At 35.2% G+C, this 17,509-nt stretch carries 4 protein-coding genes; all 4 read left to right on the plus strand.

All coding sequences use genetic code 11. The annotated features are described in order from the left end of the window. Positions 1–31: 31 nt before the first annotated feature. The 4 genes from AX016_RS08195 to AX016_RS08210 all read left to right on the plus strand — a co-directional run bounded on the left by AX016_RS08195 (position 32) and on the right by AX016_RS08210 (position 17,453). Positions 32–4,507, plus strand: a complete 4,476-nt coding sequence (locus AX016_RS08195; protein WP_100895141.1) for a beta strand repeat-containing protein — start codon at positions 32–34, stop codon at positions 4,505–4,507. A 362-nt stretch (positions 4,508–4,869) separates the two neighbouring features. Continuing rightward, on the plus strand, positions 4,870–14,442 hold the full coding sequence (locus AX016_RS08200) for a hypothetical protein (RefSeq protein WP_198519416.1): 9,573 nt from the start codon (positions 4,870–4,872) through the stop codon (positions 14,440–14,442). Between the two features lie 31 nt (positions 14,443–14,473). Then, positions 14,474–16,492 (plus strand): gliding motility-associated C-terminal domain-containing protein, encoded by a 2,019-nt coding sequence (locus AX016_RS08205; protein WP_100895142.1) that lies wholly within the window; start codon positions 14,474–14,476, stop codon positions 16,490–16,492. Positions 16,493–16,502: 10 nt separating this feature from the next. Continuing rightward, the gene (locus AX016_RS08210) at positions 16,503–17,453 is read left to right on the plus strand and encodes a PorP/SprF family type IX secretion system membrane protein (protein WP_100895143.1); all 951 of its coding nucleotides are present in this window, start codon (positions 16,503–16,505) and stop codon (positions 17,451–17,453) included. Positions 17,454–17,509 lie beyond the last annotated feature (56 nt).

The raw sequence follows: 17,509 nt of genomic DNA on the forward strand, positions 1-17,509 counted from the left end.
TAACACATTCCCCAAAAACCCAATTCTTATTATGAAGTTGATTAATATATATTTAGTGTTTTTTTTCTTGCTGTTTACTAGTTTAGTATTAGGGCAGGATACTTTTAGAGATAATTTCTCATCTACATCATATAGTAGAAATGATGGTAATCAGAATTTTTCCACAAACTGGATAGAGTCCGGAGATAATAATAGTCCTTGGAGTGGTAACATCAGTGTTATAGGAAATAGATTGCGATTAAGAAATATAGACAATGGTTTTATTTACAGATTTATTCCATTGTCAGGTTACGATTCAGTAACATTAACCTTAGATTTTGATGCTCGTAACAGAGGAGGAGAATCATTGGGTGTCTACATTTATAACGGCAGCACAGGGGCTTGGAACTTAGTGCGTAATATAAATACTAACACTCAAGGATCTTTATCTTATACACTAACTGCTGCACAAATAGCATCTAACCCAGCAATAATTTTTAGGTCTACTAGTGGTAACAATTGGGCCAATACAGATCAAATTTTTATAGACAATGTGTTGTTTACAGCAGTATCTAGTCCTGTTTTAGAAATTAATGATGTTACAGTTAATGAAAATGCAGGTACAGCTACTTTTACTGTAAGGCAAACTGTAGCAAGTGCATCTGGCTCTTATACTGTTAACTATACAACTTTTAATGGTACAGCAACTTCGGGTTCAGATTATACAGCAAGAACAGGTACTTTAAATTTTAATGGTAACATTAATGATACAGAAACTATTACCATACCAATACTAAATGATACTACTATAGAAGGAGCAGAAGAATTTTCAATAAGATTTACTAGCTCTAGTAATTCTACCATAGATATATCAGACATAGGTACTGGTACTATAATAGATGACGATGCTTTGGTAATGACAGATGGTGTTACAGTTAATAGTTGTAACGATACTTTTTTTGATCCAGGTGGACCATCAAACTACAGTAATAATGAAAATGCAACTTATACAATTTGTCCTGATACAGCAGACACATATATAAATGTAGATTTTACAGCTTTTGAAGTTGTAACAGGTGATATTTTATATATATATGATGGTAACTCTACTAGTGCACCTTTAATAGGTCAGTTTGATAGTGCCAACGTTCCAACGTCAATAAACTCATCAGCAGCATCAGGGTGTTTAACTTTTAGGTTTACATCTAATGGTAATACAACAGGTGCAGGTTGGCAAGCTCAAGTTAATTGTTTTCCAGAAGGACCGGTAATAGAAATTGAAGATGTAACTATAGATGAAGATGCAGGTGTAGCAATTTTTACGGTTACATCTACAAGAGCTGCCCACGGTAGAAATGTATTTTTATTTGGTTTTGTTGAAGCGCCTTTTACGGTAGATTATACAACAGTAGATGATACTGCTTTGGCAGGTAGTGATTACACGGCAGTTAGCGGAACATTAACCTTTACAGGTGAATTGGGAAATGTACAAACTATATCTGTCCCCATAACTAATGATGGTACACCAGAATTTGCAGAAAATTTTAAAATAGAATTTACTGGGGCTACGGCTCAATATGCAACCATTAATTATACTGATACGGGTATAGGAACAATTAACTCACAAATTTTAGCTAATGATCCACTTACTTTATTTCAGGAGTTTGATGGATACTATGATTACTCCACAACAGGAGGTACATTAAGAACTGGAGCAAATGGAGTTTCTCCTTGTGCTGTTACTACATCATCTTCAAACACATTAATATCTCCAATTCCTAATACAGGAACAGTAGAAAGAGCTTATTTATATTGGGCTCACTCTAGTACAGTTAGAGATGCGGATGTTGTTTTTGAAGGTCAAAATGTATCAGCAAATTTCTTATATCAAACTTCATTAACCAATAGAAACTTTTTTGGTTACGTAAGTGATGTTACAGATATTGTTAAAAGCGTAGCAAACCCTAGTACAAATGTTTTTGATTTTAGTGGTTTAACTATAAATAATACAGGAGATTATTGTACTACTTCTACAGTTTTAGGTGGTTGGACATTAATTGTATTTTATGAAGATCCAAATTTGCCAGCAGTAAATATAAATTTATACCAAGGTTTTGATGGTCTTAGTAATGAAGGTACTTCGTTTACACTAGATTCTTTTTATGCTATTTCAGGTGCAGGAGCAAAAGCATCATTTTTATCATGGGAAGGAGATCCAGATTTAAATGGTTCTAGTTCTGGATCTACAAACCCAGAAGAACTATCTATAACAAACCAAACAGGGCAGAATTTTATTTTAACAAACGACGGTGGACAGTCTGGTAACAATGCCTATAATTCTACTATTTATGATAATACTGTAAGTCCAACTTATAATATTGCTAATTCATATGGTGTAGATTTGGATACCTATGATATTTCTTCATTTATATCGCCAGCAGATAGTCAGGTAACAGCAAATGTAGATGTTGGTCAAGATTTTGTAATATCAGCTGCGGTAGTTATAAAAGTTCCTTCTAACTTAATTGCAGGAACTGTTTTTGAAGATGTTAATTACCCAGGCGGTATTGGTCGTGACCAAGCCACTTCTAATGGAGTAGGTATACAAGGTGCAGTAGTAGAGTTATTTGATAGCTCAGGTAATTTTATTCAAAGAAAAACAACAGATGCATCTGGTTATTACTCTTTTGGAGGAATGGCAGACGGAGATTATTTAATAAAAACAGTAAGTTCTACAATAAAGTCAACTAGAGGTGGTGGCTTTAGTTGTTCAGATTGTTATCCAGTGCAAACATATAGGTCTTTTGGTACAGCAGGTGCCATACAAGCAGAACCAAATGAGGTAGGAGGTAAAGACCCAACAGCTACTCAGGATGTTTCTTTAGGTGTAATTAATAATGCACAAACTGTATCCAACGTATCTGTTGCAGGTAATGGTGTTGTAGGTATTAATTTTGGTTTTAACTTTAACACTATAGTTAACACTAATGAGGAAGGTCAAGGATCTTTAAATCAATTTATAATAAATTCAAATAATCTAGCAGAAGCGACTGTAGATATTGAAGCTAATAGTCTTTTTGACCCAGCAGCGGGTGATGATACGTCAATATTTATGATTCCTCCTACATCAGATTCATTAGGTAGAACAGCAGATGCAAATTATGCAGGTGGTATATTTGATATTTTAATATCTAATGGTAATCCCTTAGAAGAAATAACAGGTACTAAAACAGTTATAGATGGGCGTACACAAACAGCATACTCAGGAAACTCTAACTTTGGAGCAGAAGGAGCTGGCGGAACATCAGTAGGTGTTTCAGGAGTATCTTTACCAGGATATGATAGGCCTGAAATACAGATTCATAAAAATAACGGAGATGTACTTAATACATCTGGTAATGGTACTGTAATACGTAATATATCTGTTTATGCAAACAATAATGCAGGTGTTATTATTAGTGGAGGAGAAGGTACTGTTTCTCATTCTCTCTTAGGTGTAAATGCAGTAGGTGTAAATGCAGGTAATATAGATTATGGAGTAGAGGTTACTGGAGGTGATGCAATAATAGATTCTAATTTTATTACAACAAATACTGACGCAGGTATTATAATAAGAGGTGGGTCTTCTGTACTTGTTCAAAATAATCATTTAACAGAGAATGGAACAGGAGCTTGTTTTGATAATATTTTTATTAAAGGAGGTAGTAACATAACAATTACTCAAAATTTAATTGAAAAAGCAGGAGCATTAGGTATAGAAGTAGAAGATGTAGATGATGTAGCAATATTAGAAAACACAATTAGAACCTCTGGACAAAATGGAGGTAATTGTGGTGGTGTAGTAGAAAATGCAGGTACAAAAATTGATGGTAATAACTCATCTGTAACAAATAACATTATAACCAGCAATGGAGGAGCAGGCGTAGTAATTGCTGGAGGTAATACAAGTGGTAATCTAATATCGCAAAATTCTATATATGCCAACGGAACTACAACACCGGCTCTTGGAATAGATTTAGATGCCAGTAATGATGTAGGAGATGGAGTTACAATTAACGACAATGGAGACACTGATAACGGACCTAATGGTTTAACCAATTTTGCTGTAATATCTAATGCGTTTATATCTGGTTCAAATATTATAGTAGAAGGTTGGTCTAGGCCAGGAGCTACAATAGAATTATTTTTAACGGATATTAATGAAGGAACAGCTAGTCCCGGAGATAATAGTTTAGGAATGGTAACAGATTATGGAGAGGGACAAATTTTTATAGGATCTATGATAGAAGGTAGTTCGTCAGATCAGTTTCCTAATACATCTAGTTACTCAGATGATGATGGAAACAATGATACTACTAATAAGTTTAGGTTTGTTATCCCAAAACCAGCATCTGTAGCTATAGGGAATTTTGTAACCACTACAGCAACAATTTCAAACTCTACATCAGAGTTTTCTCCTTATGTAATTTTAAAAGCTTTTAATGCAATTACAAACAGAAATATTACCCATAGAGTTAAAGGTAATTAAACTACTTCAACTCACAAATATATTGAGTACTTCAAATAAAAATTGAAAAGATTATATTTTTATAGTCTTTTCAACTCTCTTGTAATTCGTTTAAAATCGCATTGTTATCGATTAAAAACACTTGTTAATACCTTATTTAACAGGGATAAAAATTATCCACATTGCTTTTATAGAAGTTAACCATACAAATAGGTGCTTACACAACATTTATTTTCTAACGGCGTATCTAACGTTAATTTTGTAAAGTGAAGTTGTTTATAGGTTAATATGAGAAGTTTAAATGTCTCAGCTTTAAAATTAAAGCAGATGTTGAATCATCTTAAACTTATTGCAAAGAAATAAATAGAATAAAACACCCCGGCATGAAGAAGATTTTATTACCGATGATTTTTTTAATATCATCAATTGCGTTCTCACAAACTACAGTTACCCTAGAAGATCAATGTAATTGTGAAGTTTTAAGCGGAACAGATGTAACCGCGCCAGGATCTGCATCTCCTGCAGGCGCAGACTTAGGAGACTTATATGTTAATACAGATACAGGAACTATCTATTTTTGGGATGGTGATTCTTGGGAGCTATCTTCAGGTAGTAACCCAGAAATTCTAGATTTTGTTTTTGATCAAACAACAGGTGAACTTACGCTTACTATGCAGGGTGGTAGTACAAGTGTAGTAGATTTGTCCTATTTGTTTGAAACAGTTACTACGTTGGTAGACAATGCAGATGGTACATTTACATACACAAATGAAGATGGTGTAGCGACTACTTTTGATGCAAAACGTTCTACAGTTTTAGATAATGGAGACGGAACATTTACATTAACAGATGATTCAGGAAACTCAGCAACAGTAGATACCAACAATACTATAACTACATTGGTAGACAATGGTGATGGTAGCTTTACTTATACATCAGAAAACGGAACAGCAACAACATTTACAGAAACATTATCTACATTAGTAGACAATGCAGACGGTACATTTACATATACAAATGAAGATGGTGTAGCGACTACTTTTGATGCAAAACGTTCTACAGTTTTAGATAATGGCGATGGAACATTTACATTAACAGATGATTCAGGAAACTCAGCAACAGTAGATACCAACAATACAATAACTACATTAGTAGACAATGGTGATGGTAGCTTTACTTATACATCAGAAAACGGAACAGCAACAACATTTACAGAAACATTATCTACATTGGTAGACAATGCAGATGGTACATTTACATATACAAATGAAGATGGTGTAGCTACAACTTTTGATGCAAAACGTTCTACAGTTTTAGATAATGGAGATGGAACATTTACATTAACAGATGATTCAGGAAACTCAGCAACAGTAGATACCAACAATACTATAACTACATTAGTAGACAATGGTGATGGTAGCTTTACTTATACATCAGAAAACGGAACAGCAACAACATTTACAGAAACATTATCTACATTGGTAGACAATGCAGATGGTACATTTACATATACAAATGAAGATGGTGTAGCTACAACTTTTGATGCAAAACGTTCTACAGTTTTAGATAATGGAGACGGTACATTTACATTAACAGATGATTCAGGAAACTCAGCAACAGTAGATACCAACAATACTATAACTACATTAGTAGACAATGGTGATGGTAGCTTTACTTATACATCAGAAAACGGAACAGCAACAACATTTACAGAAACATTATCTACATTGGTAGACAATGCAGATGGTACATTTACATACACAAATGAAGATGGTGTAGCGACTACTTTTGATGCAAAACGTTCTACAGTTTTAGATAATGGCGATGGAACCTTTACATTAACAGATGACTCAGGAAACTCAGCAACAGTAGATACCAACAATACTATAACTACATTGGTAGACAATGGTGATGGTAGCTTTACTTATACATCAGAAAACGGAACAGCAACAACATTTACAGAAACATTATCTACATTAGTAGACAATGCAGATGGTACATTTACATATACAAATGAAGATGGTGTAGCGACTACTTTTGATGCAAAACGTTCTACAGTTTTAGATAATGGAGACGGAACATTTACATTAACAGATGATTCAGGAAACTCAGCAACAGTAGATACCAACAACACCATAACTACATTGGTAGACAATGGTGATGGTAGCTTTACTTATACATCAGAAAACGGAACAGCAACAACATTTACAGAAACATTATCTACATTAGTAGACAATGCAGATGGTACATTTACATATACAAATGAAGATGGTGTAGCTACAACTTTTGATGCAAAACGTTCTACAGTTTTAGATAATGGAGACGGTACATTTACATTAACAGATGATTCAGGAAACTCAGCAACAGTAGATACCAACAATACTATAACTACATTAGTAGACAATGGTGATGGTAGCTTTACTTATACATCAGAAAACGGAACAGCAACAACATTTACAGAAACATTATCTACATTGGTAGACAATGCAGACGGTACATTTACATACACAAATGAAGATGGTATAGCTACAACTTTTGATGCAAAACGTTCTACAGTTTTAGATAATGGAGATGGAACATTTACATTAACAGATGATTCAGGAAACTCAGCAACAGTAGATACCAACAATACTATAACTACATTAGTAGACAATGGTGATGGTAGCTTTACTTATACATCAGAAAACGGAACAGCAACAACATTTACAGAAACATTATCTACATTGGTAGACAATGCAGATGGTACATTTACATATACAAATGAAGATGGTGTAGCTACAACTTTTGATGCAAAACGTTCTACAGTTTTAGATAATGGAGACGGAACATTTACATTAACAGATGATTCAGGAAACTCAGCAACAGTAGATACCAACAATACTATAACTACATTAGTAGACAATGGTGATGGTAGCTTTACTTATACATCAGAAAACGGAACAGCAACAACATTTACAGAAACATTATCTACATTGGTAGACAATGCAGATGGTACATTTACATACACAAATGAAGATGGTGTAGCGACTACTTTTGATGCAAAACGTTCTACAGTTTTAGATAATGGCGATGGAACCTTTACATTAACAGATGACTCAGGAAACTCAGCAACAGTAGATACCAACAATACTATAACTACATTGGTAGACAATGGTGATGGTAGCTTTACTTATACATCAGAAAACGGAACAGCAACAACATTTACAGAAACATTATCTACATTAGTAGACAATGCAGATGGTACATTTACATATACAAATGAAGATGGTGTAGCTACAACTTTTGATGCAAAACGTTCTACAGTTTTAGATAATGGAGACGGTACATTTACATTAACAGATGACTCAGGAAACTCAGCAACAGTAGATACCAACAATACCATAACTACATTAGTAGACAATGGTGATGGTAGCTTTACTTATACATCAGAAAACGGAACAGCAACAACATTTACAGAAACATTATCTACATTGGTAGACAATGCAGATGGTACATTTACATATACAAATGAAGATGGTGTAGCTACAACTTTTGATGCAAAACGTTCTACAGTTTTAGATAATGGAGATGGAACATTTACATTAACAGATGATTCAGGAAACTCAGCAACAGTAGATACCAACAATACTATAACTACACTAGTAGACAATGGTGATGGTAGCTTTACTTATACATCTGAAAACGGAACAGCAACAACATTTACAGAAACATTATCTACATTGGTAGACAATGCAGATGGTACATTTACATATACAAATGAAGATGGTGTAGCTACAACTTTTGATGCAAAACGTTCTACAGTTTTAGATAATGGAGACGGAACATTTACATTAACAGATGATTCAGGAAACTCAGCAACAGTAGATACCAACAACACCATAACTACATTGGTAGACAATGGTGATGGTAGCTTTACTTATACATCAGAAAACGGAACAGCAACAACATTTACAGAAACATTATCTACATTAGTAGACAATGCAGATGGTACATTTACATACACAAATGAAGATGGTATAGCTACAACTTTTGATGTAAAACGTTCTACAGTTTTAGATAATGGAGATGGAACATTTACATTAACAGATGATTCAGGAAACTCAGCAACAGTAGATACCAACAATACTATAACTACATTGGTAGACAATGGTGATGGTAGCTTTACTTATACATCAGAAAACGGAACAGTAACAACATTTACAGAAACATTATCTACATTGGTAGACAATGCAGACGGTACATTTACATACACAAATGAAGATGGTATAGCTACAACTTTTGATGCAAAACGTTCTACAGTTTTAGATAATGGAGATGGAACATTTACATTAACAGATGATTCAGGAAACTCAGCAACAGTAGATACCAACAATACTATAACTACATTAGTAGACAATGGTGATGGTAGCTTTACTTATACATCAGAAAACGGAACAGCAACAACATTTACAGAAACATTATCTACATTGGTAGACAATGCAGATGGTACATTTACATATACAAATGAAGATGGTGTAGCTACAACTTTTGATGCAAAACGTTCTACAGTTTTAGATAATGGAGACGGTACATTTACATTAACAGATGATTCAGGAAACTCAGCAACAGTAGATACCAACAATACTATAACTACATTAGTAGACAATGGTGATGGTAGCTTTACTTATACATCAGAAAACGGAACAGCAACAACATTTACAGAAACATTATCTACATTGGTAGACAATGCAGATGGTACATTTACATACACAAATGAAGATGGTGTAGCGACTACTTTTGATGCAAAACGTTCTACAGTTTTAGATAATGGCGATGGAACCTTTACATTAACAGATGACTCAGGAAACTCAGCAACAGTAGATACCAACAATACTATAACTACATTGGTAGACAATGGTGATGGTAGCTTTACTTATACATCAGAAAACGGAACAGCAACAACATTTACAGAAACATTATCTACATTAGTAGACAATGCAGATGGTACATTTACATATACAAATGAAGATGGTGTAGCTACAACTTTTGATGCAAAACGTTCTACAGTTTTAGATAATGGAGACGGTACATTTACATTAACAGATGACTCAGGAAACTCAGCAACAGTAGATACCAACAATACCATAACTACATTAGTAGACAATGGTGATGGTAGCTTTACTTATACATCAGAAAACGGAACAGCAACAACATTTACAGAAACATTATCTACATTGGTAGACAATGCAGATGGTACATTTACATATACAAATGAAGATGGTGTAGCTACAACTTTTGATGCAAAACGTTCTACAGTTTTAGATAATGGAGATGGAACATTTACATTAACAGATGACTCTGGAAATGCAGTAACTATTGACACAAATCAAGTAGCAGGTACTTTAGTTAATAATAACGATGGTACAATAACGTATACAGATGGCACAGGTTCTTCACAGACTATAGGTTTAGTAAGTTCAGATGCTAATAATGATATTCAAGTAGGTACAGACGGAGGTCTATATTTAAATGTAGCATCAGTTACAATTGATGAAACAATTACATCTTTAACAGATAATGGTGATGGAACTTTTACTTATGAAAACGAGAGCGGAGCAACTACAACTTTTGATGCAAAACGTTCTACAGTTTTAGATAATGGAGACGGTACATTTACATTAACAGATGATTCAGGAAACTCAGCAACAGTAGATACCAACAATACTATAACTACATTAGTAGACAATGGTGATGGTAGCTTTACTTATACATCAGAAAACGGAACAGCAACAACATTTACAGAAACATTATCTACATTGGTAGACAATGCAGATGGTACATTTACATACACAAATGAAGATGGTGTAGCGACTACTTTTGATGCAAAACGTTCTACAGTTTTAGATAATGGCGATGGAACCTTTACATTAACAGATGACTCAGGAAACTCAGCAACAGTAGATACCAACAATACTATAACTACATTGGTAGACAATGGTGATGGTAGCTTTACTTATACATCAGAAAACGGAACAGCAACAACATTTACAGAAACATTATCTACATTGGTAGACAATGCAGATGGTACATTTACATATACAAATGAAGATGGTGTAGCTACAACTTTTGATGCAAAACGTTCTACAGTTTTAGATAATGGAGACGGAACATTTACATTAACAGATGATTCAGGAAACTCAGCAACAGTAGATACCAACAACACCATAACTACATTGGTAGACAATGGTGATGGTAGCTTTACTTATACATCAGAAAACGGAACAGCAACAACATTTACAGAAACATTATCTACATTGGTAGACAATGCAGACGGTACATTTACATACACAAATGAAGATGGTATAGCTACAACTTTTGATGCAAAACGTTCTACAGTTTTAGATAATGGAGATGGAACATTTACATTAACAGATGATTCAGGAAACTCAGCAACAGTAGATACCAACAATACTATAACTACATTAGTAGACAATGGTGATGGTAGCTTTACTTATACATCAGAAAACGGAACAGCAACAACATTTACAGAAACATTATCTACATTGGTAGACAATGCAGATGGTACATTTACATATACAAATGAAGATGGTGTAGCTACAACTTTTGATGCAAAACGTTCTACAGTTTTAGATAATGGAGACGGAACATTTACATTAACAGATGATTCAGGAAACTCAGCAACAGTAGATACCAACAATACTATAACTACATTAGTAGACAATGGTGATGGTAGCTTTACTTATACATCAGAAAACGGAACAGCAACAACATTTACAGAAACATTATCTACATTGGTAGACAATGCAGATGGTACATTTACATACACAAATGAAGATGGTGTAGCGACTACTTTTGATGCAAAACGTTCTACAGTTTTAGATAATGGCGATGGAACCTTTACATTAACAGATGACTCAGGAAACTCAGCAACAGTAGATACCAACAATACTATAACTACATTGGTAGACAATGGTGATGGTAGCTTTACTTATACATCAGAAAACGGAACAGCAACAACATTTACAGAAACATTATCTACATTAGTAGACAATGCAGATGGTACATTTACATATACAAATGAAGATGGTGTAGCTACAACTTTTGATGCAAAACGTTCTACAGTTTTAGATAATGGAGACGGTACATTTACATTAACAGATGACTCAGGAAACTCAGCAACAGTAGATACCAACAATACCATAACTACATTAGTAGACAATGGTGATGGTAGCTTTACTTATACATCAGAAAACGGAACAGCAACAACATTTACAGAAACATTATCTACATTGGTAGACAATGCAGATGGTACATTTACATATACAAATGAAGATGGTGTAGCTACAACTTTTGATGCAAAACGTTCTACAGTTTTAGATAATGGAGATGGAACATATACGATTACTGATGATTCTGGCAACTCAGCAACAGTAGATACCAACAATACCATAACTACATTAGTAGATAATGGAGATGGTAGTTTTACTTATACATCAGAGAATGGTACAGTAACTAACTTTGTAGGTACAGACAGTCAAGATTTATCATTAACTGGAGATAACTTAACGTTAACTAATGATCCAACAGCTACACCAATTGATTTATCAAATTACAGGGAGACAGTAGTAGGAGCAGGAGATATTAGTGTAACTAATGATGGATCTGGTAATTATACTGTTACATATACTGATGGGGATAAAGACGATCAGAATGAAATAGAGTTACCGACTGGAGGTATAAATGGACAAGTATTATCAACTGATGGGTCAGGAGTATATACATGGGTAGATCCAGACTCTGGTCCACAAGGAGAAAAGGGAGATAAAGGAGATAAAGGAGATCAGGGTGATCAGGGTCCACAAGGATTAAAAGGAGACCAAGGAGATCAGGGAATTCAAGGTATTCAAGGAGAAACTGGAGCACAGGGTCCTCAAGGATTAAAAGGAGATCAGGGTGATCAAGGAATCCAAGGAGAAAAAGGAGACCAAGGAGAAAAAGGAGACCAAGGTGATCAGGGAATTCAAGGTATTCAAGGAGAAACTGGAGCACAAGGACTAAAAGGAGATAAAGGAGATCAGGGTGACCAAGGAATCCAAGGAGAAAAAGGAGACCAAGGTGATCAGGGAATTCAAGGTATTCAAGGAGAAACTGGAGCACAGGGTCCTCAAGGATTAAAAGGAGATCAGGGTGACCAAGGAGAAAAAGGAGATCAAGGAGATCAGGGAATTCAAGGTATTCAAGGAGAAACTGGAGCACAAGGTCCTCAAGGATTAAAAGGAGATCAGGGTGACCAGGGAATCCAAGGAGAAAAAGGGGACCAAGGTGATCAGGGAATTCAAGGAGAAACTGGAGCACAGGGTCCTCAAGGATTAAAAGGAGATCAGGGTGACCAGGGAATCCAAGGAGAAAAAGGAGACCAAGGAGATCAGGGAATTCAAGGTATTCAAGGTATTCAAGGGGAAACTGGAGCACAGGGTCCTCAAGGATTAAAAGGAGATAAAGGAGATCAGGGTGACCAGGGAATCCAGGGAGAAAAAGGAGACCAAGGTGATCAGGGAATTCAAGGTATTCAAGGAGAAACTGGAGCACAGGGTCCTCAAGGATTAAAAGGAGATAAAGGAGATCAGGGTGACCAGGGAATCCAAGGAGAAAAAGGAGACCAAGGAGATCAGGGAATTCAAGGTATTCAAGGAGAAACTGGAGCACAGGGTCCTCAAGGATTAAAAGGAGATAAAGGAGATCAGGGTGATCAAGGAATCCAGGGAGAAAAAGGAGACCAAGGTGATCAAGGTATTCAAGGAGAAACTGGAGCACAAGGTCCTCAAGGATTAAAAGGAGATCAGGGTGATCAGGGAATCCAAGGAGAAAAAGGAGATCAAGGAGACCAAGGTGATCAAGGTATTCAAGGAGAAACTGGAGCACAAGGTCCTCAAGGATTAAAAGGAGATCAGGGTGATCAGGGAATCCAAGGAGAAAAAGGAGATCAAGGAGATCAGGGAATTCAAGGTATTCAAGGACCACAGGGTCAAAAAGGAGACAAGGGAGATCAAGGTGATAGAGGAGTAACAGGAGCACAAGGCCCGCAAGGTCCACAAGGACCTCAAGGTCAACCTGGACAAAATGGTCAAAATGGTCAAAAAGGAGATAAAGGAGATCAAGGGGATAGAGGTGCAACAGGAGCACAGGGACCTCAAGGCCCAGCAGGAGCAAAAGGTGATGCAGGTGACCCAGCAACTGATGATCAGACTTTAAGTTTATCTGGTACTGATTTAACTATTTCAGGTGGTAATACTATAGATATTAGTAGTATTGATACAGATAATCAAAGTATACGTAATTTAGGTTTTTCTGGAACAACATTAACTGTAGGTATAGAAGATGGTTCTTCACAAACAGTTAGTTTAGCAGCATTAGCAGATAATCAAAGTATACGTAATTTAGGTTTGTCTGGCACAACATTAACTGTAGGTATAGAAGATGGTTCTTCTCAAACAGTTAGTTTAGCATCATTAGCAAATACAGATGATCAGTTTGATGATGAAGTTGATTTGCGTACACCAATTGATGTTGATGAAGGTGGTGAAGCATCTCCAACAGCAGAAACTAATGTGCAAGAAGTAATACAAGCAATTGCACCTATTACATCTAAAGCAGCACGTATATTTTACCCGCCTTCTGTAGAAGTAGATGTTGCAACAAATGGTACTAAGACATTAGATTTATATGATGAGTATATTAAGCAATATGGTACACCAACTATTGGTAGTGCAGGTGCACCATCAGCTTTACCAACATATACTAGAACAGAATTATACTACTATGTAACTTATGCAGATCCTACAGTATTTAACACGGCTACAATGTCTATTAATGCTAACGGAGTGTTAACATACACAGTAACTAATCAACCTACAGACTATAACACGTTAATTAACGTTGTATTTGTAGTAAAGTAAGCTAAAGCGAATAAAAACTTATCCTAGAAATTTGAAATCAATTAACACATATAAATTTTTATTCGTTCTGCTACTTGGCTTGTTCTGCGCTAATGTAGTTAGTGCTCAATTTTTATTGCAAGCACCTAATAGTACAGATGAGAATAATTACAAATGGTATAACGCGGCAGATACAAGTACTGTTTTGGGTACAGACTTCTTTTATGAGGTAAGTCAGCCTGGAGTATATTTTGCAACTTATGACGGTACGTTGTGCGGTAAAAACGCGAGTACCTACTTTATATTAACCGACTGTAACACTCCAGATAATGAGGTTACATTAGATGTTTCACCTAATGTGCCACCAGGAGCAACAGTTAGTTGGTCTCCAATTTTAACAGGAGATCAAACAGCGCCACAAGTAATAGCGACTAAAGATGTTATAAAATATGTGGCAACATTATTAAAAGCAGGTAACTCTGTTAAATTACCAAGTTTTACGGTAGTTTGTATGAGCGAGGCTAGTGATTTGCAAGACGATATTGTTTCTGTAGATGAAGACGATTCTATAGTTATAGATGTTTTTGATAACGATAATGGGCTACCTAATCCAGGAACCTTAACAACGTCAGATCCCGTAAACGGAACTGTTACCATTAATGATAACGGTACTCCTAACGACCCATCTGATGATATTGTTACCTACGCACCAAACCCAGATTACAATGGTCCAGATTCTTTTACATATACTGTGTGTAATACGTATGGAGATTGTAGTACAGCAACAGTAGATATTACAGTAGTACCTATTTTAGATACACAAGATGATGTTGTTGCAACTAATGAAGATGAAACAATTGTAATAGATAATTGGCATTTAAATGATAATGATTTACCAACAGATGGTACGTTTACAACAACAAATCCAACTAACGGAACAATTGTGGTAGATGATAATGGTACGCCTAACGATCCGTCTGATGATGTAATTACATACACACCTAACCCAGGATACATAGGTCAAGATACCTTTACATATACAATTTGTGATACACTTAGTAACTGTAGCACGTCTACAATAACAGTACTTGTTAATGAAGCTGCAATGACAGATTTAGATGCAGATAATGATGGTATTCTAGATAGTTTTGAAGATCTTAATTTAGATGGTGATAATGACCCAGCAACAGATGCAACAGACACAGATGGTGATGGTATTCCAGATTATTTAGATATAGATTCTGATGACGATGGTATCCCAGACAATGTAGAAGCACAAACAACAAACGGTTACATACAACCAAGTGGTTTAGATGAGAACGGTAATGGTTTAGATGATGCTTATGAAACTGATGGTAATTTAGGAATATTCCCTGTAGATACAGATGGTGATAGCTTACCAGATTATCTAGATGAGGATAGTGATAATGATGGTGTTCCAGATGTAATAGAAGCTAACGATACAGATAGTAATGGTATCCCAGATGATACATTTGTAGGCTCTGATAAGGATAATGATGGTCTAGATGATGGTTTTGAAGGAGCAACTACTATTGATGATGATAAAAACGATGAAATAGATGATCCTATAAACGACTTACCAAACTCAGATGGTGATGGTGAGCTAGATTATAGAGATACTGATGATGATGGTGATGGTATACCAACTATTGATGAAGATATTAATAAAGATGGTGATTTTGCAAATGATGATGCAGATGGTGATGGTATTCCAGATTATTTAGATTTTCCAGAATCAGAAGAAGATGGTATAGAAATATTTAATGTAGTAACTCCAAACGGAGATGGTATTCATGATGTACTTAAAATAACAGGGCTAGAGAGATTCCCTAATAACACTGTTAGAATTTATAACAGATGGGGAGTTCAAGTATTTGTAACTAAGTCTTATGATACTCAAAATAATAATTTTGATGGTACATCTCACGGTAGAGTTACCATAAATAAAGACAAAAAACTTCCGGTTGGTACGTATTTCTATGTATTAGATTATACTACACCAGCAGGTAAAACTAAACAGCTTAGCGGCTACATATATTTAAACAAATAGCATTAAGTTTATGAGCGCAAAAACAAAACAGTACAAACTAATAGTAGCAACTATGCTACTGTTAGCTCTTGGTACACTATCAGGTTGGGCACAGCAAGATGCGCAATACACACAGTATATGTATAACACTATAAGTATAAATCCGGCTTATGCAGGTTCTCGTGGTCATATGAGTGTTGGTTTATTGCACAGATCTCAGTGGGTTGGCTTAGACGGTGCACCAAAAACGCAAACTTTTAATTTTCACACACCTTTAGGATATAGAGGTGTTGGAGTAGGTTTTTCTGTAGTTAACGATGTTATTGGTCCAACTTCAGAAACATATTTTGATGGTGATTTTTCATACACAATATATACTTCTTTAGAAGGTAAGTTGTCATTTGGTTTAAAAGCAAGTGCACATTTATTGGATGTTCGTTTTTCAGAATTAAACCAGGATAATAGTAATGGTGTAGATCCTACTCTACAAGAAGATATTAATAATAAATTTTCTCCTAATGTAGGAGCGGGTATCTATTACCATACAGAAAAATTTTATGTTGGTTTGTCTGCGCCAAGAATTTTACAGACGAAACATTTTGATGAGTCTTCTTTTTCTACTGCTAATGAGCAAATGAATATTTACTTAATGACAGGTTATGTTTTTGACCTTAATCCCAACTTAAAATTTAAACCAACGATATTAACTAAAGGAGTAAAAGGAGCGCCGTTACAGGTAGATGTTTCTGCTAACTTTATGCTTAATGATAAGTTTATTATAGGAGGAGCTTACCGTTGGAGTGCAGCATTTAGTGGTATGTTTGGTTTTCAGGTGTCTGAGGATTTTATGATTGGTTTGGCTTATGATAAAGAAACTACAGAGTTAGGAAGTACATCTTTTAATGATGGTTCTTTTGAAATAATGTTACGTTACGACTTTATAAAAACAAAGAAAAATTTAAAATCACCTAGATTCTTTTAACACATAATCTTAGTTTAAAACATACGAAAAACACTTTTACTTGTAAAGGTGTTTTT

Origin of the sequence: Cellulophaga sp. RHA19, assembly GCF_002813425.1 — a bacterium.
Lineage (GTDB): Bacteria > Bacteroidota > Bacteroidia > Flavobacteriales > Flavobacteriaceae > Cellulophaga.